General features: G+C 66.4%; 22 protein-coding genes. 15 read left to right on the top strand and 7 right to left on the bottom strand.

The features are described from left to right. Positions 1-101 precede the first annotated feature (101 nt). Complete coding sequence (locus GFD32_RS16000) at positions 102-2,066, top strand: PhoX family protein (protein WP_163577602.1); 1,965 nt, start codon at positions 102-104, stop codon at positions 2,064-2,066. 43 nt (positions 2,067-2,109) lie between these two features. On the opposite strand, the gene kbl is transcribed toward GFD32_RS16000, so the two are convergent. Together kbl and tdh are read right to left on the bottom strand one after the other, a co-directional pair. Continuing rightward, the gene (gene kbl, locus GFD32_RS15995) at positions 2,110-3,318 is read right to left on the bottom strand and encodes a glycine C-acetyltransferase (protein ID WP_163577601.1); all 1,209 of its coding nucleotides are present in this window, start codon (positions 3,316-3,318) and stop codon (positions 2,110-2,112) included. Between the two features lie 4 nt (positions 3,319-3,322). Next, positions 3,323-4,348, bottom strand: a complete 1,026-nt coding sequence (gene tdh / locus GFD32_RS15990) for an L-threonine 3-dehydrogenase (protein ID WP_163577600.1) — start codon at positions 4,346-4,348, stop codon at positions 3,323-3,325. Positions 4,349-4,555: 207 nt separating this feature from the next. Here tdh and GFD32_RS15985 point away from each other — a divergent pair, with 207 nt between their 5' ends. Genes GFD32_RS15985 through GFD32_RS15975 form a run of 3 tightly spaced genes read left to right on the top strand, consistent with a single transcriptional unit; the run spans position 4,556 to position 6,978 of the window. Next, a complete protein-coding gene (locus tag GFD32_RS15985) occupies positions 4,556-5,149 on the top strand; it encodes a helix-turn-helix domain-containing protein (RefSeq protein WP_240455682.1) in 594 nt (197 codons plus the stop codon). A 19-nt stretch (positions 5,150-5,168) separates the two neighbouring features. Next, complete coding sequence (locus GFD32_RS15980; RefSeq protein ID WP_163577599.1) at positions 5,169-5,894, top strand: trimeric intracellular cation channel family protein; 726 nt, start codon at positions 5,169-5,171, stop codon at positions 5,892-5,894. Beyond that, on the top strand, positions 5,881-6,978 hold the full coding sequence (locus GFD32_RS15975; protein ID WP_163577598.1) for a DUF3541 domain-containing protein: 1,098 nt from the start codon (positions 5,881-5,883) through the stop codon (positions 6,976-6,978). The genes GFD32_RS15980 and GFD32_RS15975 overlap by 14 nt, the downstream gene beginning before the upstream one ends. A gap of 11 nt (positions 6,979-6,989) precedes the next feature. Here the strand turns inward: GFD32_RS15975 and nhaD are convergent, their stop codons facing one another. Beyond that, complete coding sequence (gene nhaD / locus GFD32_RS15970) at positions 6,990-8,471, bottom strand: sodium:proton antiporter NhaD (protein ID WP_163577597.1); 1,482 nt, start codon at positions 8,469-8,471, stop codon at positions 6,990-6,992. Between the two features lie 190 nt (positions 8,472-8,661). Between nhaD and GFD32_RS15965 the strand changes: the two genes are divergently transcribed. Continuing rightward, positions 8,662-9,375, top strand: a complete 714-nt coding sequence (locus GFD32_RS15965) for a DUF3581 domain-containing protein (protein WP_163577596.1) — start codon at positions 8,662-8,664, stop codon at positions 9,373-9,375. A gap of 23 nt (positions 9,376-9,398) precedes the next feature. Here the strand turns inward: GFD32_RS15965 and GFD32_RS15960 are convergent, their stop codons facing one another. After that, positions 9,399-9,782 (bottom strand): hypothetical protein, encoded by a 384-nt coding sequence (locus GFD32_RS15960; protein ID WP_163577595.1) that lies wholly within the window; start codon positions 9,780-9,782, stop codon positions 9,399-9,401. 162 nt (positions 9,783-9,944) lie between these two features. Further along, the gene (locus tag GFD32_RS15955; protein WP_163577761.1) at positions 9,945-10,940 is read right to left on the bottom strand and encodes an LLM class flavin-dependent oxidoreductase; all 996 of its coding nucleotides are present in this window, start codon (positions 10,938-10,940) and stop codon (positions 9,945-9,947) included. Between the two features lie 146 nt (positions 10,941-11,086). On the opposite strand from GFD32_RS15955, the gene GFD32_RS15950 reads away from it, so the two are divergent. From GFD32_RS15950 to GFD32_RS15930, 5 genes are all read left to right on the top strand, one after another. Continuing rightward, positions 11,087-11,263, top strand: coding sequence for a hypothetical protein (locus GFD32_RS15950; protein ID WP_163577594.1), 177 nt, complete (start codon positions 11,087-11,089; stop codon positions 11,261-11,263). Positions 11,264-11,333: 70 nt separating this feature from the next. Beyond that, positions 11,334-12,272, top strand: coding sequence for a cobyrinic acid a,c-diamide synthase (locus GFD32_RS15945; RefSeq protein WP_163577593.1), 939 nt, complete (start codon positions 11,334-11,336; stop codon positions 12,270-12,272). Between the two features lie 56 nt (positions 12,273-12,328). Continuing rightward, positions 12,329-13,549, top strand: a complete 1,221-nt coding sequence (locus GFD32_RS15940) for a toxic anion resistance protein (RefSeq protein ID WP_163577592.1) — start codon at positions 12,329-12,331, stop codon at positions 13,547-13,549. 75 nt (positions 13,550-13,624) lie between these two features. After that, the gene (locus GFD32_RS15935) at positions 13,625-14,929 is read left to right on the top strand and encodes an ATP-grasp domain-containing protein (protein WP_163577591.1); all 1,305 of its coding nucleotides are present in this window, start codon (positions 13,625-13,627) and stop codon (positions 14,927-14,929) included. A gap of 9 nt (positions 14,930-14,938) precedes the next feature. Further along, positions 14,939-16,984 (top strand): CocE/NonD family hydrolase, encoded by a 2,046-nt coding sequence (locus GFD32_RS15930; protein WP_163577590.1) that lies wholly within the window; start codon positions 14,939-14,941, stop codon positions 16,982-16,984. A gap of 7 nt (positions 16,985-16,991) precedes the next feature. On the opposite strand, the gene GFD32_RS15925 is transcribed toward GFD32_RS15930, so the two are convergent. Further along, positions 16,992-18,254: a GGDEF domain-containing protein gene (locus GFD32_RS15925; RefSeq protein WP_163577589.1), complete on the bottom strand. Its 1,263-nt coding sequence runs from the start codon at positions 18,252-18,254 to the stop codon at positions 16,992-16,994. Next, the gene (locus GFD32_RS19995; protein WP_240455681.1) at positions 18,251-19,654 is read right to left on the bottom strand and encodes a substrate-binding periplasmic protein; all 1,404 of its coding nucleotides are present in this window, start codon (positions 19,652-19,654) and stop codon (positions 18,251-18,253) included. The genes GFD32_RS15925 and GFD32_RS19995 overlap by 4 nt, the downstream gene beginning before the upstream one ends. Positions 19,655-19,907: 253 nt before the next feature. Between GFD32_RS19995 and GFD32_RS15915 the strand changes: the two genes are divergently transcribed. The 5 genes from GFD32_RS15915 to GFD32_RS15895 all read left to right on the top strand — a co-directional run bounded on the left by GFD32_RS15915 (position 19,908) and on the right by GFD32_RS15895 (position 26,185). Beyond that, positions 19,908-21,296, top strand: a complete 1,389-nt coding sequence (locus tag GFD32_RS15915) for an MFS transporter (RefSeq protein ID WP_163577588.1) — start codon at positions 19,908-19,910, stop codon at positions 21,294-21,296. 36 nt (positions 21,297-21,332) lie between these two features. Further along, positions 21,333-21,857, top strand: a complete 525-nt coding sequence (locus tag GFD32_RS15910; protein WP_163577587.1) for a retropepsin-like aspartic protease family protein — start codon at positions 21,333-21,335, stop codon at positions 21,855-21,857. A gap of 66 nt (positions 21,858-21,923) precedes the next feature. Further along, positions 21,924-23,639 (top strand): VRR-NUC domain-containing protein, encoded by a 1,716-nt coding sequence (locus GFD32_RS15905; RefSeq protein WP_163577586.1) that lies wholly within the window; start codon positions 21,924-21,926, stop codon positions 23,637-23,639. Continuing rightward, positions 23,636-25,951, top strand: coding sequence for an ATP-dependent DNA helicase (locus GFD32_RS15900; protein WP_163577585.1), 2,316 nt, complete (start codon positions 23,636-23,638; stop codon positions 25,949-25,951). The genes GFD32_RS15905 and GFD32_RS15900 overlap by 4 nt, the downstream gene beginning before the upstream one ends. Positions 25,952-26,005: 54 nt before the next feature. Then, positions 26,006-26,185, top strand: coding sequence for a PLDc N-terminal domain-containing protein (locus tag GFD32_RS15895; RefSeq protein ID WP_163577759.1), 180 nt, complete (start codon positions 26,006-26,008; stop codon positions 26,183-26,185). Positions 26,186-26,223 lie beyond the last annotated feature (38 nt).

Raw genomic sequence — 26,223 nt, 5'->3', positions numbered from 1 at the left:
ACACTGCCATGACATCGTCATCAGAGCGACACCTTGCGGCGTTATCAAGGAATCCCGTGACTGAGTCGCGGCGATACCGCGTCCCGTAAGGAGAAGAAGCCATGGTTTTCAATCGTCGAGCCCATTTCGAGGAAGCCGAGAACGAACCGAGCAACCCCCACGTGCACCGCCCCATCGGTGAGATCATCGAGCGACGTTTCTCGCGTCGCGGGTTTCTCAAGGGCGCCGGCAGTGTCGGCCTGGGCGTAGCGGCCATCGGGGCACTGCACCCGCTGAGCGCCGCCATCGCTGCCGAAGCGCACGATCGCTTCGCCTTCGAGGAGATCGTGCACGGCGTCGATACGACCCATCACGTGGCGGCCGGCCACGATGCCGAGGTATTGATCCGCTGGGGCGATCCGTTGTTCGCCGATGCACCGGAGTTCGATCCGCGCCGCCAGAGCGCCGATGCCCAGGAGTGCCAGTTCGGCTACAACAACGACTACGTGGGCTTCGTGCCGCTGGAGGGGCGCTTCGACCATGGCCTGCTGGTGGTCAACCACGAGTACACCAACGAGGAGCTGATGTTCCCGGGCTTGCCGGGGCCACAGGATGAGCACGACTTCTCCGGCGTCACCGCCGAGATGGTGGAGATCGAGAAGGCCGCACACGGGCTCTCGGTGGTCGAGATCCTGCGCGAGGGTGGCCGCTGGCGCTACCGGCGCGACAGCCGCTACAACCGACGCCTGTCTCCGCGCCGCACCGAGATGCGTATTGGCGGCCCCGCGGCTGGCCACGAGCGGATGCGCACCACGGCCGACTCCGAGGGCACGACGGTGATCGGCACTCTCAACAACTGCGCCGGTGGTACCACGCCCTGGGGTACCATTCTCACCTGCGAAGAGAACTTCCACGGTTACTTCCTGGGCGATGTCGACGACCACCCAGAGAAGGCCAAGCTCCAGCGCTACGGCGTGCCGGGCAACGCTTACGCTTGGGGCCGGTTCGACGCCCGCTTCGATGTCTCCCAGGAGCCCAACGAGCCCAACCGCTTCGGCTGGGTGGTGGAGATCGACCCGCGCGACCCCGAGAGCGTGCCGGTCAAGCGCACCGCACTTGGGCGCTTCAAGCACGAGGGGGCCGAGTCAGTGATTGCCGAGGACGGCCGCCTGGTGGTCTACATGGGCGACGACCAGCGATTCGACTACGTCTACAAGTTCGTCAGTCGCGACGTCGTCGAGCGTGTCGACCCGGCGGCCAACCGCGACCTGCTCGATCACGGTACCCTCTACGTGGCGCGCTTCGACGAAGATGGCAGCGTGACCTGGCTGCCGCTGGTGCATGGCGAAGGACCGCTGACCGAAGAGAAGGGGTTCGCCAGCCAGGCCGACGTGCTGATCGATACTCGGCTGGCCGCCGACGCCTTGGGCGCCACGCCCATGGACCGCCCCGAGGACGTCGAGGCCAACCCGGCCACCGGCGACGTCTATGTGATGCTCACCAACAATACGCAGCGGACCGAAGAGCAGGTGGATGCGGTCAACCCGCGAGCCGACAACACCTTCGGGCACATCCTCGAGATCGTCACCGAGGGGCGTCACACGGCCGAGCGCAACCACTGGGAGGTGCTGGTGCGTTGCGGCGATCCCGCCAAGGGCGAGGTGGGGGCGCTGTGGAACCCCGCCACCAGCGACAACGGCTGGTTCGCGGCTCCCGACAATTGCGCCGTGGATGCGCGGGGGCGACTCTGGGTGACCACCGACCAGGGCAGCAACTGGGCGAAGTCGGGCACGGCCGATGGGGTCTGGGCGCTGGAAACCGAGGGCGAGCGGCGCGGCACCGGCAAGATGTTCTTTCGCGTGCCGGTCGGTGCTGAGATGTGCGGCCCCTGCTTCACCCCGGATGACACCACTCTGTTCGTGGCGGTGCAGCATCCGGCGGCCGATGGAACCGAGGCCTTTCCGGGACGCGACGCCCCCTCGACCTTCGAGAATCCGGCGACTCGCTGGCCTGACTTCGCGGATGGCATGCCGCCGCGCCCATCCATAGTGGCGATTACCCGGCGCGGCGGCGGCACCATCGGCTGAGGAAACACTGCACACAGGCGCCGGGGACAAGGCGAAGCGAGGGTCACACCCCGAGCTTCGCCTTGACCCGGGCGAAGGCGGCCAGCGCTGCCTCCAGGTCGTCGCGGGTGAAGGCGGCGGACATCTGGGTGCGGATGCGTGCCTGGCCCTTGGGCACCACCGGGTAGGAGAAGGCGATCACGTAGATGCCTTCTTCGAGCATGGCGTCGGCGAAGCGGCTGGCCAGGGCCGCATCGTGCAGCATCACCGGCACGATGGGGTGCTCGCCGGGCAGTAGCTCGAAGCCCAGGCGCTCGAGTCCCGTGCGGAAGAAAGCGGTGTTCTCCTCGAGCCGGTCGCGCAGCTCGCGGGACTCGGCGGCCAGTTCCAGGGCCTTCAGGGCGCCGGCCACCACCGGCGGGGCCACGGTGTTGGAGAACAGATACGGCCGTGAGCGCTGACGCAGCAGGGCGACGATCTCGCCTCTGCCGCTGGTATAACCGCCGCTGGCACCGCCCAGCGCCTTGCCCAGGGTGCCGGTGGTGATGTCGATGCGATCCATGCAGTCGCGGTACTCGTGGGTGCCGCGACCGCCCTTGCCGAGAAAGCCGGTGGCGTGGCAGTCGTCGAAGTGCACCAGCGCCCCGTAGCGCTCCGCCAGGTCGCAGATGGCATCCAGCGGGGCGATGGTGCCGTCCATGGAGAAGACGCCGTCGGTGGAGATTAGCTTGAAGCGCGCGCCATCGCGTTCGGCGGCCTGCAGCTGCGCTTCGAGGTCGGCCAGGTCGCAGTTGCGATAGCGGTAGCGCTTGGCCTTGCTGAGCCGGATGCCGTCGATGATGCTGGCGTGATTGAGCGCATCGGAGATCACCGCGTCCTCGGGCCCGAGCAGCGTCTCGAAAAGCCCGCCGTTGGCGTCGAAGCAGGAAGGGTAGAGGATGGTGTCCTCGGTGCCGAGAAAGTCGCTGAGCGCTTGCTCGAGATCCTTGTGCTGGGTCTGGGTACCGCAGATGAAGCGCACCGAGGCCAGGCCGTAACCCCACTCGTCGAGCCCGACCCTGGCGGCGGCGTTGACCTCGGGGTGCTGGGCCAGGCCCAGGTAATTGTTGGCGCACAGGTTGAGCACCTCGCGGTCTACTTCCATCCCGGCAGAGGGGGGCAGGCCGACATGGGTACCCTGTGGCGTGGCCAGCAGGCGTTCGTGCTTGGTCAGCCCGGCGGATTCGATGGCATCGAGCTCGCGCTGCAGGTGCTGTCGAAAGGCTCCGTACATGGCATTACTCCCAGTCGAGGACGATCTTGCTGGCGTCGCCAGCCAGCATGGCTTCGAAGCCCTGTTGAAAATCGGTGTAGGGCAGCCGGTGGGTGATCACCGGCGAGATGTCGAGCCCGGAGTCGATCATCACCGACATCTTGTACCAGGTTTCGTACATCTCGCGACCGTAGATGCCCTTGATCGTCAGCATGTTGAAGATCACGGTGTTCCAGTCGATGGCCATCTCCTCGGTGGGAATGCCGAGCATCGCCACCTTGCCGCCGTGGCAGAGATTGGCCAGCATCTCCCGGAATGCGGCGGGGCTGCCGGACATCTCCAGGCCCACGTCGAAGCCTTCGGCCAGCCCCAGGTCGCGCTGCACGTCGGCCAGCGTTTCATGGCGCACGTCTACCGTGCGGGTGGCGCCGAGGCGTTCGGCCAGGGCCAGGCGTGACGGGTTCAGGTCGGTGACCACCACGTGGCGCGCCCCGGCATGTCGGCACACCGCCGCGGCCATGGCGCCGATCGGCCCGGCGCCGGTGATCAGCACGTCCTCGCCGAGCAGATCGAACTGCAGTGCGGTATGCACGGCGTTGCCCAGCGGATCGAACAGGGCGGCCACATCGAGGTCGATGCCCGGCTTGTGCTCCCAGACGTTGGACATGGGAAGCGCCACGTACTCGGCGAAGGCGCCCGGGCGATTGACGCCCACGCCACTGGTGTGGGCGCACAGGTGGCGGCGCCCCGCCAGGCAGTTGCGGCAGCGCCCGCACACCACGTGGCCCTCGCCGGAGACGATCTGGCCGGGGTGGAAATCATTGACGTTGGAGCCGACCTCGACGATCTCGCCGACGAATTCGTGACCCACCACCATGGGCGTGGGGATGGTCTTCTGCGCCCAGCTGTCCCACTTGTAGATGTGCAGATCAGTGCCGCAGATGGCGGTGCGCTTGACGCGGATCAGCACGTCGTTGATGCCGATCTCCGGCTTTGGAACCTCCTGCAGCCACAGTCCCGGCGCGGCTTCCTTCTTGACCAGTGCTTTCATGACTCTACCTTGTGATGGGGAATCGGTGTGACGTCGGGAGCGCTGGGTCCTGGCAATGCGCTCCGAAACGTTTACGATAAAGGAACGGTTTCCAGTATTGCAGAAACATTCCATTATTCAAGAATTAATTCTTGTATTTTGGATTTTTCGCTATGGCACAGGCCCGGGATTCGGTGACTGTTGCTATTGGTATAGAGGAGTGACGGCGTGAACGACACAACGGTGGCAGCGTCATCCACCACGGGGGATATCGGCAGTCAGGGGCTGGCGAGCCGAGTCGTGGAGTTGCGCAAGAAGCGTGGTCTCACGCTGGAGCAGTTGGCCGCGGCTTCGGGAGTCAGCCGTTCCATGCTGAGCCAGATCGAGCGCGGGCGGGCCAACCCCACCCTGGCGGTGACGCTGCGCATCGCCCAGGCTTTCGGACTCAACATCGGCGAGCTGGTCGACCAGCCGTGGACGGCATCGCGCATCGAGGTGGTGCGCAGCGACGACGCCAGCCAGCTGTTTCGTGACGACCGCGACTGCCGCATCCGCACGCTCTCGCCGCTGCACCTGGAGAAGAGCGTGGAGTTCTACGAGGTGCGCCTCGCCCCGAACGCTCGGCTGCACAGCGCTGCCCATTTCGAAGGTACCCGCGAGCTGCTCACCGTTACCCAAGGGCGGGCGGTCGTGGAGGCCGGCGACAATCGCTGCGAGCTGGGCCCCGGCGATTCCGCTCACTATCATGCCGACCTCGAACACGCCATCGCGAACGTCGGCGATGCCGAGCTGGTGGGATTCCTGGTGGTGACCTACCAGTAAGGAATCGAGGAGCGAGCAGGTGACGGAACTGGTCTACTGGCTGGACATGGCAGGGGTGATCGTCTTCGCGCTGTCGGGGGTGATACTGGCCTGCCGCTCGCGTATGGACCCCTTCGGCATGCTGGTACTGGCGGCGGTGACCGGCATCGGCGGCGGTACCCTGCGCGACCTGGTACTGGGCGTGCGGCCGGTGTTCTGGGTCAGCGACCCCACTTACCTGTGGGTGATCCTGGCCACCGTGGGGCTGTCGATCCTGGGTTTCCACTACATTCATCGCCTCTCGCGGGTCTTTTTGCCGGTGGCGGATGCCTTCGGCCTGGCCCTGTTCACGGTGATCGGGGCCCACAAGGCGCTGCTGCTGGAGGCGCCCGGCATCGTGGCGGTGTTGATGGGCCTGCTCACTGGGGTGGCCGGCGGCATGGTACGCGACGTGTTGGCGCGTCGTGTGCCCATGGTGCTGCGTCAGGAGGTGTACGCGACCGCCTCGATCGCCGGCGGCATCGTCTTCGTGGCGCTTGAGGCGCTGGGACTACCGGCACTGGTGCCGATCATGGTCGGTGTGGCGACGACGCTGAGCCTGCGCCTGGCGGCGATCCAGTGGCGGCTCGCGCTGCCCGTTTTCGCCTGGGTGACGATCCGTCCGGCCGCACGGGACGGTGGGGGCGAAACCCCGGTGCGCCCCAAGGCTCGGGTCAGGTTGATCCGTCCCGGTCGTCGACGGGGAGGCAAGGATGGTCGCGGATGAAACAGGTCGTCATACGAGCTTGCCGGCGCGTGGTAACGGCTGGCGACGAGCGAGCGGGTGGTTACTGCTGGCGTGGCTGGCGCTGCTCGTGGGTTGTGCCAGCCACGAGCCGCGTGAAGACATCAGCGAGCGCCAGCGCGAGGCGGGTCTGGCTATCCAGGCCGTGTACGACGCGGCGCTGTCCGAGCTGCCGCCGGCCAAACAGCGTCACTATGCCCAGCGTCTCTACCGCCTCACCGGTGAGGAGCGCTACGTGCCCTTCAGTCGCGCCTACGGCCGCCGCCTGGTGGCCAAGCTCGAGGCCGATATCGCCGGTCTCGAAGCGCCGGGGTATGCCGCCAGCCGCAGTCGTGAGATCGTCGCGACCTATCCGCAGCGCACCGAGAAGCAGAGAGTTCGGCGGGCGATGCTCGCCGAGTGGGAAGAGATTCCCTTCGCGCGGCGTCTTCTCGCCCGGCTGATCCAAGCCGAGCACCACGGCCTGCAGGGGGATATCGACGGGTACGAGCGAGCCCTAGACTACCTCGCCGAGGTCGACTGGAAGCGCTTTGTGACCGACCCGCAAGTCCTGCGTACCTATGCGGCCCAGGTGGGCAATTATACGTACTTCCTGTATCAGCTCGGCGTTGCCGATTTGCGCGAGTCAGTGGTCTCCGCCTTTCGTGCCCAGTATCCGCCGAGCAGTATCGCCGGGCTCGATGCACTCGAATATCGCAATTACCTCTACGGCATGACCCATTTCGTGATCGCAGCGAGCCGCTATTACCAGCAACGCGTGGATCCCGACGAATTCGCCTGGATACTGGGCCGCTTCGAGCGCGAGCTCGAGACGATCCGGGAGCGCGCCACCGAGGACATCCAGGCCGAGGTGGCGCTCAGTTTCCTGCTGGCCGGTCGCGAGGCGCATCCGGCGGTAGCTCGCCTGCGCGAAGTGCTGGTCGCGGCCGTCGACCCGACAAGCGGCATCATTCCGTCACCCGCGGGCAGCAGCGAACTGGCCGGCGGTGAGCACCGCAACGTCCTGGCCATCATGGTGCTGTGCTGGCCAGGACGGCTTCATCAAGGGCCGTGGCTCGACCCTTGACGAGGTGCGTGTCAGTGCATGATCGCGAAGCTCTCGGCATTGAGCCACAGGTGGACGGCGATGCTGGCGATATAGCCGAGCATGATCACCGGTGCCCAGCGCAGGTGGCCCATGAAGGTATAGGCGCCACGTGACTGGCCCATCACCGCCACGCCGGCGGCCGAGCCCACCGACAACAGGCTGCCACCGACGCCTGCGGTGAGGGTCACCAGCAGCCAGTGGCCGTGGGACATCTCGGGCTCCATGGTCAGCACCGCGAACATCACCGGGATGTTATCGACCACGGCGGAGATCAGCCCCAGAACGACGTTGGCCCAGGTGGCATCCCACTGGGCGTAGAGCAGTTCCGACACCATGGCGAGGTAGCCCATGAAGCCCAGGCCGCCCACGCACATCACCACGCCGTAGAAGAACAGCAGGGTGTCCCACTCGGCGCGGGCCACGCGGTTGAAGACGTCGAAAGGCACCACGCTGCCCAACTGCTCGAGCTTGCGATAGTCGCCGCGACGGGTGTAGCGCTTGCGTTTGCGCTCCAGCGAGCGCGGCAGGGTCCGGCGCAGGTAGTAGCCGAAGAATTGCAGGTAGCCCAGGCCGGTCATCATGCCCAGCACTGGCGGCAGGTGAAGCAGCGTGTGGCCGGCCACCGCGGTGGCCACGGTGAGCAGGAACAGGACGATGATGCGGCGGGCTCCACGCTTGAGCCAGACGTCCTCATAGACGCCTTCCGGCTTGCGGTTGTTGATGAACAGGCTCATCACCACCGCGGGAATCAGGAAGTTGACCAGCGAAGGAATGAACAGCGACAGGAATTCATAGAACTCGACCATGCCGGCCTGCCAGACCATGAGGGTGGTGATGTCGCCGAAGGGGCTGAAGGCACCGCCGGCATTGGCGGCCACCACGATGTTGATGCAGCACAGATTGATGAAACGCTTGTCGCCTTCGGCCACCTTGGTGACCACCGCGCACATCAGCAGGGCGGTGGTGAGGTTGTCGGCCACCGGCGAGATGACGAAGGCGAGCCCGCCGGTCAGCCAGAACAGCTGCTTGTAGCTGAAGCCCTTGCGGATCATCCAGGAGCGCAGGGCGTCGAACACGCGGCGTTCCTCCATGGCGTTGATGTAGGTCATCGCCACCAGCAAGAAGAGCATCAGCTCGGAGAACTCGAGCAGGGTCTCGCGGAAGGCGTGCTCGGACTCCGCCGAGAGGCCGGCATTGACGTAGACCCAGCCGATCATTGCCCAGATGATGCCGGCCGCGACCAGCACCGGTTTGGACTTGCGCATGTGGATCTTCTCCTCGGCCATGACCAGGGCATAGGCGAGGACGAAGAGTGCCAAAGCGGCCATGCCGACGGCCGAAGGCGTCAGGTCCAGTGGACCGGCGGCGGCATGCAGGGGGGTGGAGAGCCCCAGGAGGAGAAGCGGGGTACAGAACCAAAAAGACCACCGGGCAGAGCGCCGATGGTCCGAGGAGCGTGGACAAGTCACCATGGTTCGCGGTTTCCGTCAGAGAGTGGAGGGGATTGTAAGCGACCTAATTATATCAGTCGCATTGCAGCGCAACATCCCCTTTTACCGTTCGGGTCATGGCGACGTACAGCGGCGACTTGTGGCATCATCGGATTCGACACCGGCGCCCGACAGCCGGCATCACCTCATTTTAGAGCAGGCTCGACCAGGCATGTTTCTCGATCCCTACCATACGCGGATGGCGTCGCGGGTTAGCATCACCGCACAGCAGGCCAGCGACTTCGCCAAGCGGATCGCCGGCGACTTCAACCCCATTCACGATCCCGATGCGCGACGCTTCTGCGTGCCGGGCGACCTGCTCTTTGCCTTGGTGCTGACCCGTTTCGGCCTCTCCCGGCACATGGATTTTCGCTTTCGTAGCATGGTGGGAGGCGATGTGCCACTGCACTTCGAGGCGCCCGACGACACCCACATCGAGATCAGCGACGACGAGGGCAAACGCTACCTGGAAGTGGCGCGCCGTGGCGAGTGCACCCATGAGGCCGGGGTGATAGAGGCCTTTACCAAGCGCTACGTGGCCTTCTCCGGCAAGAACTTTCCCCATGTACTCAAGCCGCTGATGGAAGCCGAAGGCGTGATGTTCAATCCCCGCCGTCCCTTGGTGGTCTACGACAGCATGGGCTTTTCCCTGGAGCGACTGGACCTCGATCAGCCGGCATTGGAGCTCGTCGATTCGGCGCTGGAAGTGAACGGCAAGCGGGGCGATGTGCGGCTGCAGTTCTGCATCACCGATGCCGGTGAGGTGGTGGGTAGCGGAACCAAGAAGCTGGTGGTGAGCGGGCTTTGCGATTACGACCCGGCTGCCATGGACGAGGTCGTCACCGAGTTCTATCGACTGAAGGCAGCTTACGAAGGCGGCGCCTGAACCGGTGGCCCGAATGTGGCGGGTCAGCGCCGCTGGTCGTCCTTTACCTCGTAATCCCCTTCCAGTACCTGTTGATCGCGCCGCGTGCCGGATGCAGAGCGGCTTTCCCGATAGCGGGTTTCGCGATAGTGGACGCTTCCGCCCACGTCTTGCGCTTGGTCGGCGTGCATCTGCTCCATGCGTTTCTTGAGTCGGTGGCGCAGCAGCGGCATCAGGGCCCAGCCGAGCAGCAGGAAAACCAGGCCAAGCACCATGGCGACGATCATCAGGGTGCCGAACAGCAGCCAAGCGAGCAGCATCTTCAGGCTGCCGAGCAGGCCGCTGCCCTGCGACTGTTGGGCACGCCGTTGCCACTGTTGGGCGGCATGCCAGGCCGGGTTGCGGCGGGGGTCGTGGGGATCGGGCATCACTCTCTCCAAATGGGGGCGACACCCCGGTCGGGGGTCGCGACATGACTGCCCCTTTGAGGCCGGGGAGGCGGAATCGTTCCGGACGGTTCCGTTACCGCGAACGCCAGGGTGCTGAATGCCGATCTCGGCCGGCTCGAGCCGTGCAGCAGGCCGATGCCATCACGCTTGCCATGCCTCGGCCACGATCGCATAGCTGGCCAGTCGATCCGCTTCGGCGAAGACATCGGTTGCCAGCATCAGCTCGTCGGCACCGGTGCGTTCAAGGAAGGTTTCGAGGCCGTGGCGCACGGTTTCCGGACCGCCGATGACCGCTGCCCCCAGGAACTGCTCGACCTGGGTGCGCTCCACCGGGGTCCAGTCCAGCGTTTCCACCGGCGGCAGCGAGCGAGTCGGGGCACCGCGAATCAGGTTGAGAAACTTTTGTCGGGTCGTGCTGGCAAGATAGTCGGCTCGCGCATCGCTTTCGGCGGCGATCACTGGGAGGCCGACCATGGCATAGGGGCGTTTGAGCATCGCAGAGGGGCGAAAGTTTTCTCGGTAGAGGCGCAGTGCCTCGTGCAGATAGCGCGGTGCGAACTGGGCGGCGAAGGCGAAAGGAAGTCCTTCACGGGCTGCAAGCTGGGCACTGTAGCCGCTGGAGCCCAGCAGCCACAGTGGGACCTCGGTGCCCTGGCCGGGAATGGCGCGCACGCGCTGGCCTGGCTGCGGTTCGCCGAGAAAGCCCTGCAGTTCGGTGAGTCGTTCCGGAAAGTCTTCGGCACCCGCGTAAGGATCGCGGCGCAGCGCCGCCATGGTGGCGGCATCCGCCCCTGGGGCACGACCGAGCCCCAGGTCGATGCGCCCCGGATAGAGCGCCTCCAGGGTGCCGAACTGTTCGGCGACGATCAGCGGTGGGTGGTTGGGCAGCATGACCCCGCCGCTACCGACGCGAAGGCGCGAGGTGGCGCCGGCAATGTGGCCGATTAGCACCGCCGTGGCAGCGCTGGCGATGCCGTCGATGCCGTGGTGTTCGGCCAACCAGTAGCGAGTGAAACCCAGCCGTTCGGTGAGCTTGGCCAGGTCGACGCTCTCACGGAAACTGTCGGCGGCAGTACCGCCTTGCCGAATCGGGGCGAGGTCGAGAACGGAGAGAGGTGTATCGGTGAGTCGCGGCATGTCGGTACCCAGTAATTGGTTAGCCTGCTGCATTTCTCGTTGCATCATCGGGGTCATGCTGCCGCCTTGCAATCCCGACCCTTCGCAGTGGCGCGCTTCATGGCCAGGTCATAAGCTCAAGGAAACGACAACGACGGAGGTCTGTCATGTCGCTGCTCGGCTTCCGCCGTACACCGCCCCGCCGCGGTGCCTCGCATCGCCGTTCGTCGCGCCATCGGGGTGTTGGCGCGGTCGATCGCTGGCTCGACCGGGCGGTAGACGTTGCCGTCATCACTGCTCTGCTGGTCAGCGGCAGCGCCCTGGTGTTGACGCGGCTGATGTAATGAGACGTGCGCCCAACGCTGGCCACCCGTACACTCAGGACATCGCCCATGGTCGCTGGACACGAGGCCCATGCTGGGATTCCTGCAGGGATTTGCCTACGGACTCTTTCTCACCTGCCTGCCATGGTGTCTGGTCGGGCTGGTGAACCCCAGGCTTGCGCTGCCCACCGAGTCGTCCAGCCGCCTGCAGGTGGTCTTTCGCTATGCGCTCTTCGCGCCCTTCCTGAGCTTTCTGTTGTGGCTGACCTCGCTGTGGGGCGGCTTCGGGCCGAGCCTGGGCGGCTGGCTGGCGGGGCTGGTGGCGATCGCCGTGGAAGTGCCGCTGGAGCGCGCCTGGCGACGCTGGCGCGCGCGCCAGCGTCGCCAGCGCCTCGAGACGCGGCTGGCCGCCGAGGCCGAGCGGCGCCGGGCCGAGGGAGAGCGTGAGGCACGCGAGCGTGGCGTGGCGGTGCTCGACCCAGCCCATCCGCCGGCCAGGGCGGACGAGGTGGTGCAAGCGCTATGCGGTGCCAAGCAGGGGCTGCTCGACGTACGCCGTCCCGACCTGGCGATTCAGGCCGATCGTGTCTACAGCCGCTACGCTCAGGTGCTGGATATTCTGGCGGCCCGCTTCGATCGCAGCGAGCTCGCCTACCAGCGTGCCCAGCAGTTGGTTCGCGAGGTGTGTCTGGGGGTCGTGGACAATTTCACCGCCATGGCCTCCCAGGCACGCGGCGTGGTGGGGCTCGACGCCGATTTCGTGCGCCGGCGCCTGGAGCGCAAGTCGCTCACGGTGGAGGAACGCATCGCCCTCAAGCGCCGCCTGGAGCTGATCGACGGCACCGAGAGCCGGCTGCGCCACCTGGCGGCGCGCAACGAGTCGGCGTTGACGCTGCTCGACGATACCGCCGTAGCGCTGGCACGCATCGAGACGGGGCGCCCCCAGGCGTCGGTCGCCACCGACCGGGCGCTGGAGGAGCTGCGCCGCTTCATTGGCCGCGCCGAGCGCTACGGGCGAACCAGCCAGTAAATGCCTTGTCCTTGAAGTAAAGGTTACCGAGGGACGGGACGACAGGGGGGCCCATCATGAAATCGCCATCCGACAATGGCTCGCCACTCTCACTGCCGACGGTGGAGGAGATCGAGAGCGAACTGGAGGATGTGGCACCGACGCCGGGTGACGACGAATCGGCGCAGAGCGAAGACCCGGAGCTGGCGGCACTGGCTGACAGCTTCGTCGAGGATGTGCTGGCCGATACGCAGGATGCCGAAACGCTCGCCCGCCAGCGCCGCGCCGTTGACGAAATGGGCCTCGAACTGCAGCAGCAGGCCGCCCACCATAGCGCCATGCTGCAGACGCCGCTGCGCAAACTCGCGCATCAGGGCGATGACGGCGGCCCGGTGGCCAAAGCGTTGATCGACCTGCGCGGGCGCATGCAGTCGCTCGATCCTCGCCACCATCGCCTCGAGAAAGGGCGCCTCGATCGCGTGCTGGAGCGCCTACCCGGTGCCGGCAGTCGCCTGCAGCGTTACTTCCGCAAGTTCGAGAACGCCCAGCAGGCACTGGATGCGATCATCGCCGACCTGGAAACGGGGCGTGACATGCTGTATCGCGACAACCTCACGCTGGGCGACGATCAGCAGGCGCTGCGCGATATCCTCGGCCAGCTAGAGCGCCAGGTGGCGCTGGGGCGGCTGATCGACCGGCGCCTGGTTGCGGTGATCGAGCGCCGTGACGAGGGCGATGCGCAGCGTACCTTCCTCGAAGAGGAACTGCTCTTCCCGCTGCGGCAGCGCATCCTCGATCTGCAGCAGCAGCAGGCGGTGAGCCAGCAGGGCGTGCTGGCCCTGGAAGTGATCATCCGCAACAACCGCGAACTCATGCGCGGCGTCGACCGCGCCATCCACGTCACCGTCTCGGCGCTCACCGTGGCGGTCGCCGTGGCCCTGGCCCTGGCCAACCAGCGGCTGGTGTTGGACCGCGTCGAGTCGCTCAACTCGACCACCTCGGAGCTGATCGCCGGCACCGCCCGCTCGCTGCGCCAGCAGGGCGTGGAGATACAGACCCGCGCCGGTTCGGCGCAGCTCGACCTGGAGGTGCTGGAGCAGGCCTTCGGCGACGTCATGGGGGCCATCGACGACCTCTCGCGCTATCGTCAGGAGGCGTTGCCCAAGCTGGATGCCCAGATCGAGCGCCTGGCCGGGCTGGCCCATCAGGGTGGCGAGGCGATAGAGCGCTTGCAGCGCGGTAACGATGGCCGGGCCGAACGCGAGGGCGATGCTGACGATGATCGTCCTCCACGCTGAACCATCGCTGCGCTGACCCTGGACTATGCTGCGTAAAGCGCGCGATGCAGTGCGCGCAGCGCAAGGGGGGCAGTCATGGGCGAGTACAAGAACGTTTTCGTGGTGGGGCTGGATGACTTCAATCGCGAGCGGCTGGCACGGTTGCGCGGTACCGAGCACTGGCGGTTCCATGGCTTGATCGCTCCTGAGGCGGTCTACGATACTGAAGCGTTCGATATCGCCGCCATGCTCGCGGAGGCGAGTCGGGTGCTCGAGGCGTTCGACGGCCATATCGATGCCATCGTCGGCTACATGGACTTCCCCGTCTCGACCATGCTGCCGATCCTCTGCGAGCGCTTCGGCACGCGCTCGACGAGCCTCGACAGCCTGCTCAAGTGCGAGCATAAGTACTGGAGCCGCCGCGTGCAGCGCGAGGTGATCGCCGGGCATATCCCCGCCTTCACCGCTTTCGATCCCTTCGATGACGAGGCATTGACCCACATCAGTGAAGCGGGGCTCTACTTCCCGTTCTTCGTCAAGCCGATCAAGTCCTCTGGTTCGCGGCTGGGCTTTCTCATCGACAGTCCGGAAACCTTCTATCGAGCCATCGAGCAGCTGCGTGGCGAGATCGGTCTGATCGCCGACCCCTTCAATACGGTGCTCGAGCATGCTCGACTGCCCCCCGAGGTGGCCGAGGTGGACGGCCATTTCTGCATGGCCGAGGCGATCATCGGCGGCTGGCAGTGCACGGTCGAGGGCTACGTCTTCGAGGGCGAGGTGGTCAGCTATGGCATCGTCGATTCGCTGCGCTATCCCGGCGTGCTGAGCTTCTATCACTACCGCTATCCGTCGGGTCTGCCCGAGGCGGTGCAGGCCAAGATGATCGAGCTCACCGAGCGGATCATGGCGCATATCGGCTACGACGACGCTGCCTTCAACGTCGAGTTCTTCTGGGATGAGGTGCTGGACCATATCTGGCTGCTGGAGATCAATACCCGCATCTCACAGTCGCACTGTGATCTCTTCGAGAAGGTGGACGGCGTGAGCCACCAGCAGGTGACCGTCGACCTGGCGCTCGGCCAGCGGCCCGACATGCCGCATCGCGAGGGGGACTTTCTGCTGGCGGCCAAGTTCTTCCATCGGGTTTTCTTCCGCGATGCGGTGGTGACGCGGGTGCCCACGGCATCAGAGATTGCCGTGCTGGAGGCGGAGTTCCCGCGCACCATGATCGATGTCCAGGTGACGGTCGGACAGCGCCTCTCCGAGCTGCCCGAGCAGGACAGCTACAGCTATGCGCTGGCCTATGTGTGGCTGGGCGCCGAGGACGTGGAGCAACTGCACGCCCACTACGAGAGCCTGGCGGCGCGGCTCTCGTTCGAGTTCACCGACATCGAGGGATGAGGAGAGAGCATGCGCATCGTCACGGATTTTCCGCGTCGCATCATGGAAGAGGAAACCTGGATTGCCCTGCCCGACGGTACCCGACTGGCCGCACGGATATGGCGCCCGGTGGATGCCGAGATACATCCCGTGCCGGCGATCCTCGAGTACCTGCCCTACCGCAAGCGCGATCTTACCGCCGAGCGCGACGTACAGATGCACCCTTACTGGGCGGGCCACGGCTATGCCGGAGTTCGGGTCGACATTCGCGGCACCGGCGAGTCCGACGGCCTGCTCACCGACGAATACCTGCCCAGCGAGCTCGAGGATGGCCTGGCCGTTCTCGCCTGGCTGGAGGCCCAGCCCTGGTGCACCGGCGACGTCGGCATGGTGGGCATCTCCTGGGGCGGCTTCAACGGGCTGCAGATCGCCGCGCTGCGTCCGCCCCAGCTCAAGGCGGTGATCGCCCTGTGCTTCACCGATGACCGCTATGCCGACGACATCCACCACATGGGCGGCTGCCTGCTGGCCGACAACCTCTCCTGGGCCTCGACCATGTTCGATGGCAACGCCTGCCCGCCCGATCCCGAGCTGGTGGGGGAGCGCTGGCGCGACATGTGGCTGGAGCGCCTCGATGGCAGCGGCCTGTGGCTGGCCCAGTGGTTGGCTCACCAGCGCCGCGACGCCTACTGGCAGCACGGTTCGGTGTGCGAGGACTACTCGCGCATCCAGTGCCCGGTCTATGCCATCAGCGGCTGGGCCGACGGCTACTGCAATGCGGTGTTCCGCCTGCTGGCGGGGCTCGAGGTGCCGCGCAAGGGGCTGGTCGGCCCCTGGGCCCACAAGTACCCCCACCTGGGCGAGCCGGGGCCGGCCATCGGCTTCCTGCAGGAGTCGCTTCGCTGGTGGGACCAGTGGCTCAAGGGCAGCGATACCGGAATCATGGACGAACCCATGCTGCGGCTGTGGATGCAGGAGTCGGTGCCGCCCTCGGCCCGCTATGCGGAGCGACCGGGACGCTGGGTGACCGAACCCGAGTGGCCTTCTTCGAACATCGAGAGCCGTGCCTTTCGCCTCACCGCCGGCCACGACCTGCTGCCGGAGGCTGCGGGCGATGCCGAAACCGAGGTGGGCGACGGCGATGCCACCCTGGACATTCGTTCGCCGCTCTCGGTGGGGCTCTATGCCGGCAAGTGGTGCTCCTACAATGCCCCGCCGGACCTGCCCCATGACCAGCGCGACGAGGATGGCGGCTCGCTGATCTTCCAGAGCGAGCGGCTCGATGCACCGTTGGAGATTTGCGGAGCACCGGTGGTGGAGCTCGAGCTCGCCGCCGACCAGCCGGTGGCCATGGTGGCGCTGCGACTCGTCGATATCGGCGCAGACGACAAGGCCACGCGGGTGTCCTACGGTCTTCTCAACCTGACCCACCGCGATAGCGATGAACACCCCGAACCGCTGGAGCCGGGCAAGCGCTATCGGGTGCGGGTTCCGCTCAAGCACATTGCCCAGCAGTTTCCCGTTGGGCATGCGTTTCGCCTGTCGCTCTCCACCAGTTACTGGCCGCTGGCCTGGCCGGCGCCGCATCCGGTGCGATTGACACTGTGGCCGGCGGCAAGCCGCCTGGTACTGCCGTGCCGGCCGCCGCGGCCCGAGGAAGAGGCAAGGCTGGCGGCCTTCGCCGAACCGGAGGGTGCGCCGCCGTTGGCCAAGACGCTGTTGCAGCCGACCCAGGAGACCTGGCGGGTGATCCGCGACCTGGCCCATGACGAGACGCTGCTGGAGGTGATCCACGACGAGGGGAGCTACTGCATCGACGACATTGACCTGACCATCGCCGCCAAGGTGACCGAGCGCTACCGTTATGCCTATGGCAGCTACGACAGCGTCAGCGGCTGGACCGAGTGGCAGCGCAGCTTCCAGCGCGGCGATTGGGTGGTGCACACCCTGACCCGAACCCTGCTGACCAGCGATGCGGAGAACTTCCGCATCCGGGCCACCCTGGATGCCTGGGAGGGCGATACCCGCATCTACGCGCGGACCTGGGACGAGACGGTCCCGCGCGACCTGGTATGACAGACCATCACGGCTCCCAGACGATCTGGTCGCGGCCCTGGTGCTTGGCACGGTATAGCTGACTGTCGGCCCGCTCGAGCAGGGCCTCGAAACCGACGTCGTCCTCCTTGCCGGGATGTGCCGAGGCGATCCCGAAACTGGCCGTGACGCGTTCGGCATGCGGCGAACCGGCGTGCGGGATGGCCAGCTCGAGAATGGCATCGCGTAGACGGCCGGCCACGGCACGCGCGCCTTCCCTATCCGTGTCGGCGAGCACGCAGACGAACTCTTCGCCGCCGTAGCGTGCCACCAGGTCGGTCGCGCGGGTCACGGTATTCGAAAGGGCGCTGGCCACCGCGCGCAGCGTATCGTCGCCGATCACGTGCCCGTAGTGATCGTTGAATTGCTTGAAATTGTCGATGTCGATGAAGATCAGCGACAGCGGCTGGCGCGAGCGCCGGGCGCGCTGCCAGGCATCCGGCAGGAATTCGTCGAAGCGTCGACGGTTGGCGATGCCGGTCAAGCCATCCAGGGTGGAAATCTGGTGTAGTTGATCACGCTGGTCGAGGCCATTCTGGAAGGCCCTGAGCAGCCGGTCGAGGCCCACTACCAGGTGGCCCAGCTCGTCGTCGGCGTGGTGCCCCAGGCGCGGCTTGGGCCAGGCGCCGGGACGACGCGGGTCGGTGTCGATGATGGCGGCATGTACGCGCAGCAACGGGCGGGTGATGAACGCATGGAATGCCACGACCATCAGCGCAGCAATCGCCAACGCCTTGACCACGCTGAGCGAGAAGACCAGCAGGCTGCGGTTCATGAAGTCGCGGCCCAGGCTGTCGAGGGCCAGGGTGAGTTCGATCTCGCCGACCTGGGTTGTCGGTGCCCCCTGGCCGGGTTCGTAAACGAGCGTGCGGCGATAGTGCAGGATGTCATCGAATAGCAGCGTGACCAGCCAGTTGGCCGAATCGTCGCCAATGCGTTGGCGACTGGCCATGGTACGCCCGAAGTCGTCACGCAGCGATACTTGCGCCACGCGGTCGCCGACGAAGAGGCCATCGGCCACCTGCCTGGCCAGGTCGGGGTTGAGCTGGAACGCTGCCTCGGCGGCGGTGCCGTCGATCAGTGCCAGCAGGTGGTCGGTCCGGCTCTGCACTTCGTCGCGCATCGTGGCGGCGTCACGGGCCAGCTCGATGCTGCCGGCGACCAGACTCAGCAAGCCGGCGATGAGCAACGTCAGGATGGCCTGCTTGCCGTTGAGACTGCGACGTCTCGGCACGGGCGGCGCGGATTTCATGTGTCGCCCTCCAGCCGTTCGAGCACCCGGTGGCGCAAAGCGTCGGCGCGTCCACTTTCAGTCAACTGCTCCAGTGCGGCTTGCAGCTTGGATAGGTAGCCGTCCGGCAGGGAGGGGTGGCAGGCAAGGTAGAGGGCTTCCTGGCGAAACGAGAAGAGTCGTTTCAGCTCCACGCCGGCCTCTCGAGCCAGTTGTCGTGCGGTTTGCGACCCGGTGACCCAGGCGTCGATCACGCCGGCCTGCAGGCGAGCGATGTTGTCGCGCTCCGTTGCAGTGAGCAGCACGGGGATGCCTTGCTCCTCGGCGTACTGGCCAACGGCATCCTCGCGGAAGCTGCCGACCCGCCGGTCGGCCAGATCCCCGAGTTCGCGGGCCTCGAGGTCGCTGTCGGCCAGGGCGAAGGCGGCCCACTCGTTGATGGCCAGCGGGCCGGTCCAGGTGAAGTGCGCTTCGCGGCTCGGGGTGCGCGTGGTGGCGTAGACGCAGTGATTGTCACGCAGGCGCGCTTCGGTATAGGCACGGGCCCAAGGCAGCAGGCGGAAATTGGCCGTGAGACCGGCTTCGTCGAGCGCCGTTTGCAGTAGCCGGGTGGCGGTGCCGTCGATCTCTCCATCCGCATTGAGAAAGTTGAAGGGAGGGTACTCTTCGGTGTTGAACGTCACCCGACGCTCACTGGACGTGGCCGGGCGACTGTCGGCACGCAGCCGGTCCAGGGCGTTCTGCAGGGTGGCCACCAGGGAGGGATCGGTATCCCGGTGCAGCGCGAAGTAGAGGTCGGATTCGCTGATCGGCAGGATCGCCTCGAAGTCGCTCTGGGACAGCCCTTTTTGCTCCATCATCCAGAAGGCGACGTCCTCGCCATAGGCCCAGAGGTCGACACGGCCACGTTCGAGCATGTGCAGGGCGCTGTCATTGGACATGGCGACCTGGATGCGCGAATCGGGAACGCCCGCCTCGTGCAGGCGCTGGGCACCGATGTCTTCGCGAATCACCGCCACGCGGTAGTCGCTATCGATCAGTGCCTCGAGGTCGTCGAGTTGAATGTCGGCATCTCGCCGGGCGATCAACGAGACGCGGTCGGTGGCGATGGGGCCGACCCACTGGAACAGGGGTTCGCGCTGTTCGGTACGGGTCGTCGAGAAGAGTACCGTGCTGGGCTCGGTGAGTGCCATATCATAGCCGCGCGCCCATGGGTAGAACTGGATGTCGTGGCGATCCCGCGGGGTATCGGTGCGAGTGAGGATGCGCTCCAGGAGCTCGACGGCGATGCCTTCCGGCTGCCCGTCGCGCTGATAATTGTAGGGAGGGTACTCTTCCGTGATGAACGTCAGGCTGGACAGCTCGGCGGCTGCCGTCATGGGCAGCATCAGGCAAGCCACCCACAGTAGTCCTCTGCGCATGAGATCCCTCGTCTTCACTGTCGTCCATCTCGTTATTGTTATGGCGGAGCGTCCTGAAGGCGTCCCCTTGGGTTGCGGATATGGCGGTTATCGTCAGCGACATGGCCTCGAGAGCAACCTAGCCGAAGGCATGGGGAAAGTCATCCCCGGTGGCCAACGCTAGATGGCGGCTTGCGTCTCGAGCGGCCGGTGATAGTGGCGGGTACGCCGAAGGTGCTAGTCTGACGGCGTCACGATCACAGGGACGTCCCGCATGAACTCGATCCCCGCTGCCGTGCCGACGACACCCCGCGCTTCGCGCAGGGAGATTCTCGGCTGGGCGATGTTCGACTTCGCCAACCAGGCGTATACCCTGCTGATCATCACCGTGGTGTTCGGTGAGCTCTTCACCACGGTGATCGTCGGCGATCGCGGAGACGGCTACCGCTTGGCCAACTTCCTGTGGAGCCTGGCGTTGGCGGTCAGCTATCTGCTGGTGGTGGTGACCGGCCCCCTGTGCGGGGCGGTGATGGATTATCAGGCCGCCAAGAAGCGCTTCCTGTTCGTCAGCTATCTGGCCACGGTGGCCACCACCGCCATGCTCTACTTCGTGGCACCGGGCTACGTGATGCTGGGTCTCCTGTTGATCGTGGTTTCCAACTACGCCTACTCCATGGGTGAGTCCTTCATCGCCGCCTTCCTGCCGGATCTCGGCCCACCGGAAGACCTGGGCAAGATCTCCGGCTTCGGCTGGGCGCTGGGCTACGTTGGCGGGCTCTTCGCCGCAGGCTTCACCTTGGTGGTGCTGGGCGAGGCGACCGCCGATAACTTCGAGCGCATCCGTTGGGTGGGCCCCTTCGCGGCGGGCTTCTTTCTGATCACCGCCATTCCCACCTTCCTGTGGGTGAAGGAGCGCGGCACGCCCCAGCCGCCCGGCAAGCCCTATCGCGAGATCGCCCTGGAACGCGTCGCGACGACCCTGCATGAGCTGCGGCGCTTCCGCGACCTCGGCATCTTCCTGGTCTCGCTGCTGTTCTCCATGGCCGGGGTCTACATCATCATCGCCTTCGCTTTCATCTATGGCGCCCAGGTGATCGGCTGGGACGAGTCGGTCCGCAATATCATGTTCATCATCGTGCAGATCACCGCAGCGGCCGGCGCCCTGGGTTTCGGCTTCATCCAGGACCGCATCGGCACCAAGTTCACGTACCTCATCACACTCTCGCTCTGGGTGGTGGCGATCCTGGCCATCTGGGCGACCCCGGAACTGACCGCCTGGCTCAATGCCAGCCTCGGCCTCGACTGGCAGGCCCAGCACCTGTTTCTGGTGGTGGGTTGCCTGGCGGGGTTGTCGCTGGGTTCCAGCCAGTCGGCCAGCCGCGCCCTGGTGGGGCTGTTCTCGCCGAGCCGCAAGGCTGCCGAATTCTTCGGTTTCTGGGGCCTGGCCAACAAGCTCGCCGGGGTGATCGGCATCATCGGGCTGGGGTTGCTGCAGTCGCTGGTGGGGCTGCAGGCGTCCATCCTGCTATGCGCCGGGCTGTTCATCGTCGCCATCCTGGTGTGTCTTTGCGTGGATCAGGCGCGTGGTCAGCAGGCGGCGCGCGACTGGCAGGCACGCAACGGCGACAGGGCAGCGGAACCGGGACGATCTGGTCCATACTGACCGGAAGCGACAGGCGGCTATGGCCGGGAGGTTTCCATGGATGACGAGAAATCCGTGCGTCGCGCCGGGTTGGGCATGATGCTGCTGTTCTGGCTGCTGTTCATCGCCGTGGGCTCCTGGTGGTTTCATGGCTTTCTGGCGGCGCAGCGCAACCCCAACGCCCATCTCGTCGATGCGGTGGAGGGGAACGATACGCCGATCACCCTGGAGCGCAGCCATTCCGGGCACTTCATGGCGACCGGGCGGATCAACGGCGAGCCGGTGGAGTTTCTGCTCGATACCGGTGCCACCTATGTGGCGGTGCCGGCCAAGTTGGCCGAGCGGCTGGGACTGGAGGCGTCCGGTTCGGCCTGGTTCAACACCGCCAACGGGCGAGTGCGCGGTGAGCTGACCACCCTCGACGAGGTGAGTCTGGGCGGTTTTTCCGCCAATGACGTGCGCGGCTCCATCAGCCCGGGCATGGAGGGCGACGTCGCCCTCATGGGCATGAGCTTCCTGAACCGTTTCGATATCGAGATCCGCAACTCGCGCATGGTGCTGCGTCCCGCCGAGTCCCCTTGAGGCCGAAGCTGTCTCTTCTAGGCATTGCCACTGCCGTCTGCCGTTGGTGCCTGATACCATGGATGCATGGCCAGTATCTCTGCCAGGGCGGTGACCGCGCCACTGGATGACCCGCGCTACTACCTGGCGAACTTCCGCTTCGTGCTCGAGTGGGTGGCCGAGCGCCATTCGGACCTGCTCGCCGTCCCGGAACGCGCGTTTCTCGATGCCTTCGCGGCGCTGCCCGAGGCGTCACAGGCGCTGCTGGTGCGCATGGTGATGCGCCGAGGCGAGCACTTTCGGACCTCGCGGCTCGTCTATGCCGAGCTTGGCGACACCGAGGCGGCGCTGGCGCCGCTGGTCGAGGCCGACTTCGTCGACGCCGACCCTGCTCTGGATGTTGCCACCCTCTTCGCCCAACTGCGTCTGCCCGAGCTGCGCCGGGCCCTGGCCGGCGAGATCGCCGCGGCTGGGTTGGTGCGTGGGGCTTCCAAATCGGCACTGCATGCGGCACTGGCACCGCGGCTCGATGACTCTCGGCGCCTTGCCGACTGGTGGCCTGAAGCGCCGGATGGCATCGTGCGTCTCAAGGTCAGGCCGACCTGTGATCGACTACGCCTGATGTTCTTCGGCAATCTGCGCCAGGACTGGGCGGAGTTCGTGCTGGCCGAGCTGGGCGTGCAGCGCTTCGAGTCGGTGCCGTTCACGGACGACTCCCGGGCCTTCCGCTGCCGCCAGGAGGTGGACGCCTACCTGGCCCTGCACGGTCTGCGCGAACGGCTCGATGCCGATGAGTCCGTCGCCGAGCTGAGGGCAGAGCTGCCTGGGGTGCCGGCGGACAACGCCTGGCTGGCGGCGCGTCGCGATCGCTTGCGTCTGGCGCTGGGGCGTCAGGCCGAGCGTGACGGCGAAGCCGAGCTGGCACTATCGCTCTATGCAGAGGCCGGCTGGGAGAAGGGGGCGAGCAGCGAGGCGCGCATTCGTCGGCTGCGCCTTCTGGAGCGCGAAGGACGCCATGCCGAGGCGCTGGCGCTGGCTCGGCCGCTGGCGCAGGACAGACAGGGACGCGGAGAAGCGGAAACCCAGGCCCTCGACCGACTGTTGCCGCGGCTGGCACGCCGGCTTGGCGCTCCCGTGGCGCCCCGCCCGCCCGAGCCGGTGACCGAGCGCTTCACGCTGGAGCTCGACCCCGAGGCGGCACCGCTGGGCGTGGAATGGGCAGCGGCGGCCCACCTGCATCGCGACGCTGCCCCGGTGTATTACGTGGAGAATGCGCTGATCACCGGCCTGTTCGGGCTGCTGTGCTGGGAGGCGCTGTTCACGCCCCTGCCCGGAGCCTTCTTCCATCCTTTTCACGTCGCCCCGGCGGATCTCTATCGGGAGGATTTCGTGACTCGACGCCGCGAGCGCTTCGCGGCCTGCCTGGCGCGGCTCGACGACGGCAGTCATGCGGCGTCGATTCGCGCTACCTGGCGCGAGAAGCAGGGCCTCGCCTCGCCCTTCGTGCACTGGGAAACGCTCGACGAGGCGCTCATCGACCTCGCCCTGGCCTGTCTGCCCGCCGCTCACCTGCGCGCCTGCTTCGAGCGCCTGCTCGGCGACCTCAAGGCCAATCGCGCCGGTCTTCCCGACCTGATCCAGTTCCATCCCGCGGCAGCGGCGGGTGAGCCGCGCTATCGGCTGATCGAAGTGAAAGGCCCTGGCGACCGCCTGCAGGACAATCAAAGACGCTGGCTGAGCTTCTTCTGCACCCAGGGCATCCCGGCAGCCGTTTGCCACGTGCGCTGGCGGGAGGCGTCGTGAGCGAGGCTCTCTATCGCGTGGCGGTGCGCTCCCTGTGCGCTTTCACGGCCCGCACGGGCGATCTCGATCATCGTTTCACGCCGGCACCCAGTGCGCGCGAGGGCATCGCGGGGCATGCGCGAGTGGCGGCACGGCGCGGGGCCGGTTACCGGAGCGAAGTACCGCTCGCCGGTTGCCACCGGGGGTTGGTGGTGAGCGGTCGCGCCGACGGCTACGATGCCACGGCCAATCGGCTGGAAGAGATCAAGACGCACCGTGGGAGCCCAGAACGAATGGCCGACAATCAGCGTGCCCTGCACTGGGCACAGCTAAAGGTCTACGGGGCATTGCTATGCGCCGAGCGCGGTCTGGATACGGTGGAGCTGGTGCTGGTCTATCTCGACGTGGCGAGCGGCCGCGAGACGTGGCTCAGCGAGGCGGCCCGGGCGAGTGAGCTGCAGGCGTTCTTCGTGGACCAGTGCGAGCGCTTCCTGGCCTGGGCCGAGCAGGAGGCCGCGCACCGACAGGAGCGCGATGCCTCGTTGCGCGAGCTGGACTTTCCCCATGGGGAGTTCCGCCCCGGGCAGCGCGATCTCGCCGAGGCCGTCTACAAGGCCGCCGCCACCGGGCGCTGCCTGCTGGCCCAGGCGCCCACCGGTATCGGCAAGACGCTGGGCACGCTCTTCCCTCTGCTCGCTGCGATGCCGCGCCAGAGTCTCGACTGCCTGGCCTTTCTCACCATGAAGACGCCGGGCCGTCGCCTGGCGCTGGAGGCGCTGGAGACTCTGGGGGCGGGGCCGGCAGCCCAGCCAGCCTCTCGCAGCGTGCCGCTGCGCGTGCTGGAGCTGACTGCACGCGACAAGGCCTGCGAACATCCCGACAGGGCTTGCCACGGCGAGGCCTGTCCGCTGGCCGCCGGCTTCTACGACCGTTTGCCGGCGGCGCGGTCGGCGGCCGTGGCGCGGGGGTGGCTAAACCGCGACGACCTGCGTGAGGTGGCGCTCGAACACCGGGTCTGTCCCTACTACCTTGGCCAGGAGCTGGCCCGCTGGTGCGATGTCGTCGTCGGCGACGTCAACCACTGGTTCGACGCCAGCGCTCTGCTGCACGGTCTGGCGCGCGAGAATGGCTGGCGGGTCGGCTTGCTGGTGGACGAGGCGCACAATCTGGTGGCGCGCGGACGCGGCATGTACAGTGCCGAGCTCGATCAGCGACGCCTCGGCCGCCTGCGAGCTGCCGCACCGGCGGCTCTGAAACGCCCACTCGGGCGCCTGGCACGGCAGTGGCAGACCCTGGTAAGCGACGCAGGGATGAGCGACGCCGGTGGGCCGGGAGGGGCCGCTTACCGGGTGCTGGACGGTCTTCCCGAGGGAATGGCTGGCGCCTTGCAGGGCATGGCGGCCGCCATCACCGACCATCTGGGCGAGCACCCGGAAGACGCCAGCGCCGAGCTGCAGGAGCTGCTCTTCGAGGCGCTGGCCTTCTCTCGCCTGGCCGAGACTTTCGGCGCCCACTCGCTGTGCGACCTTGCCCGCCACGGACGTGGCCGCGCCGTGCTCGGCATCCGCAACCTGGTGCCGGCCGATTTCCTGGCGCCGCGTTTTGCCACGGCCCACGCTGGCGTGCTTTTTTCCGCGACGTTGAGCCCGCCTGGCTACCACCGTGACCTGCTGGGGCTACCGGACGGCACGGTATGCCAGGCCGTGTCTACACCGTTCACGGCCGAACAGCTCGAAGTGCGCATTCGCGCCGATATCTCGACACGCATCGCCGACCGGCCTGCCTCCGTGGCCCCCATCGTCGCCGAGATGGTGGGCCAGTTTCGACGTCGCCCCGGCAACTACCTGGCCTTCTTCAGCAGCTTCGCCTATTTGGCGATGGTATATGAGCGCTTCACCGTCGAGCATCCCGCGATCCCTGCCTGGGCGCAGACGCGTGGCATGGCGGAGCGCGATCGCGAGGGCTTTTTGTCGCGCTTTCGGTTCGGCGGCGAGGGGATCGGCTTCGCCGTACTGGGCGGAGCCTTCGGCGAGGGCATCGACCTGCCCGGCGAACGGCTGGTGGGCGCCTTCATCGCCACCCTGGGGCTTCCGCCTGCCGATCCCTTCAACGAGGCGCTCAAGGCGCGCCTGGCGACCCGCTTCGGCTGCGGCGACGATTATGCGTACCGTATTCCTGGGTTGCTCAAGGTGGTGCAGGCCGCGGGGCGGGTGATTCGCGGTCCGGCGGATGAGGGCGTGGTGGTGCTGATGGACGACCGCTTCGCTCAGCCTGGCGTGCGCGAGCGGCTGCCCGACTGGTGGTGGCCCGAGGTGGGCATGACGCTGACCTGAGAGACGGCTATGCTGCTTGGGTACCCTGACCGACACGCAAGGAGCATGACTGCTATGGGACTCGAAGTGGGCGGACTACTGGGGCTGATCTGGCTGATCATCGTCATCTGGGCCGTCGTCAAGGTGGCCAAGAGTGGCGCCGGTCCGATCAGCAAGCTGCTGTGGATCTTGATTCTGCTGATCTTCCCGGTCGTCGGGCTGATCGTCTGGCTGCTGCTGGGCCCCAAGGGATAGGCAGGCAGGCGAGGGTGGCGTTCGTCGGTCTTCCGGTA

Origin of the sequence: Halomonas faecis, assembly GCF_010993975.1 — a bacterium.
GTDB classification, from domain to species: Bacteria; Pseudomonadota; Gammaproteobacteria; order Pseudomonadales; family Halomonadaceae; genus Halomonas; species Halomonas faecis.
The sequence above is the reverse complement of the archived record's forward strand: the minus strand, read 5'-3'. Positions and strand labels throughout refer to the sequence as shown.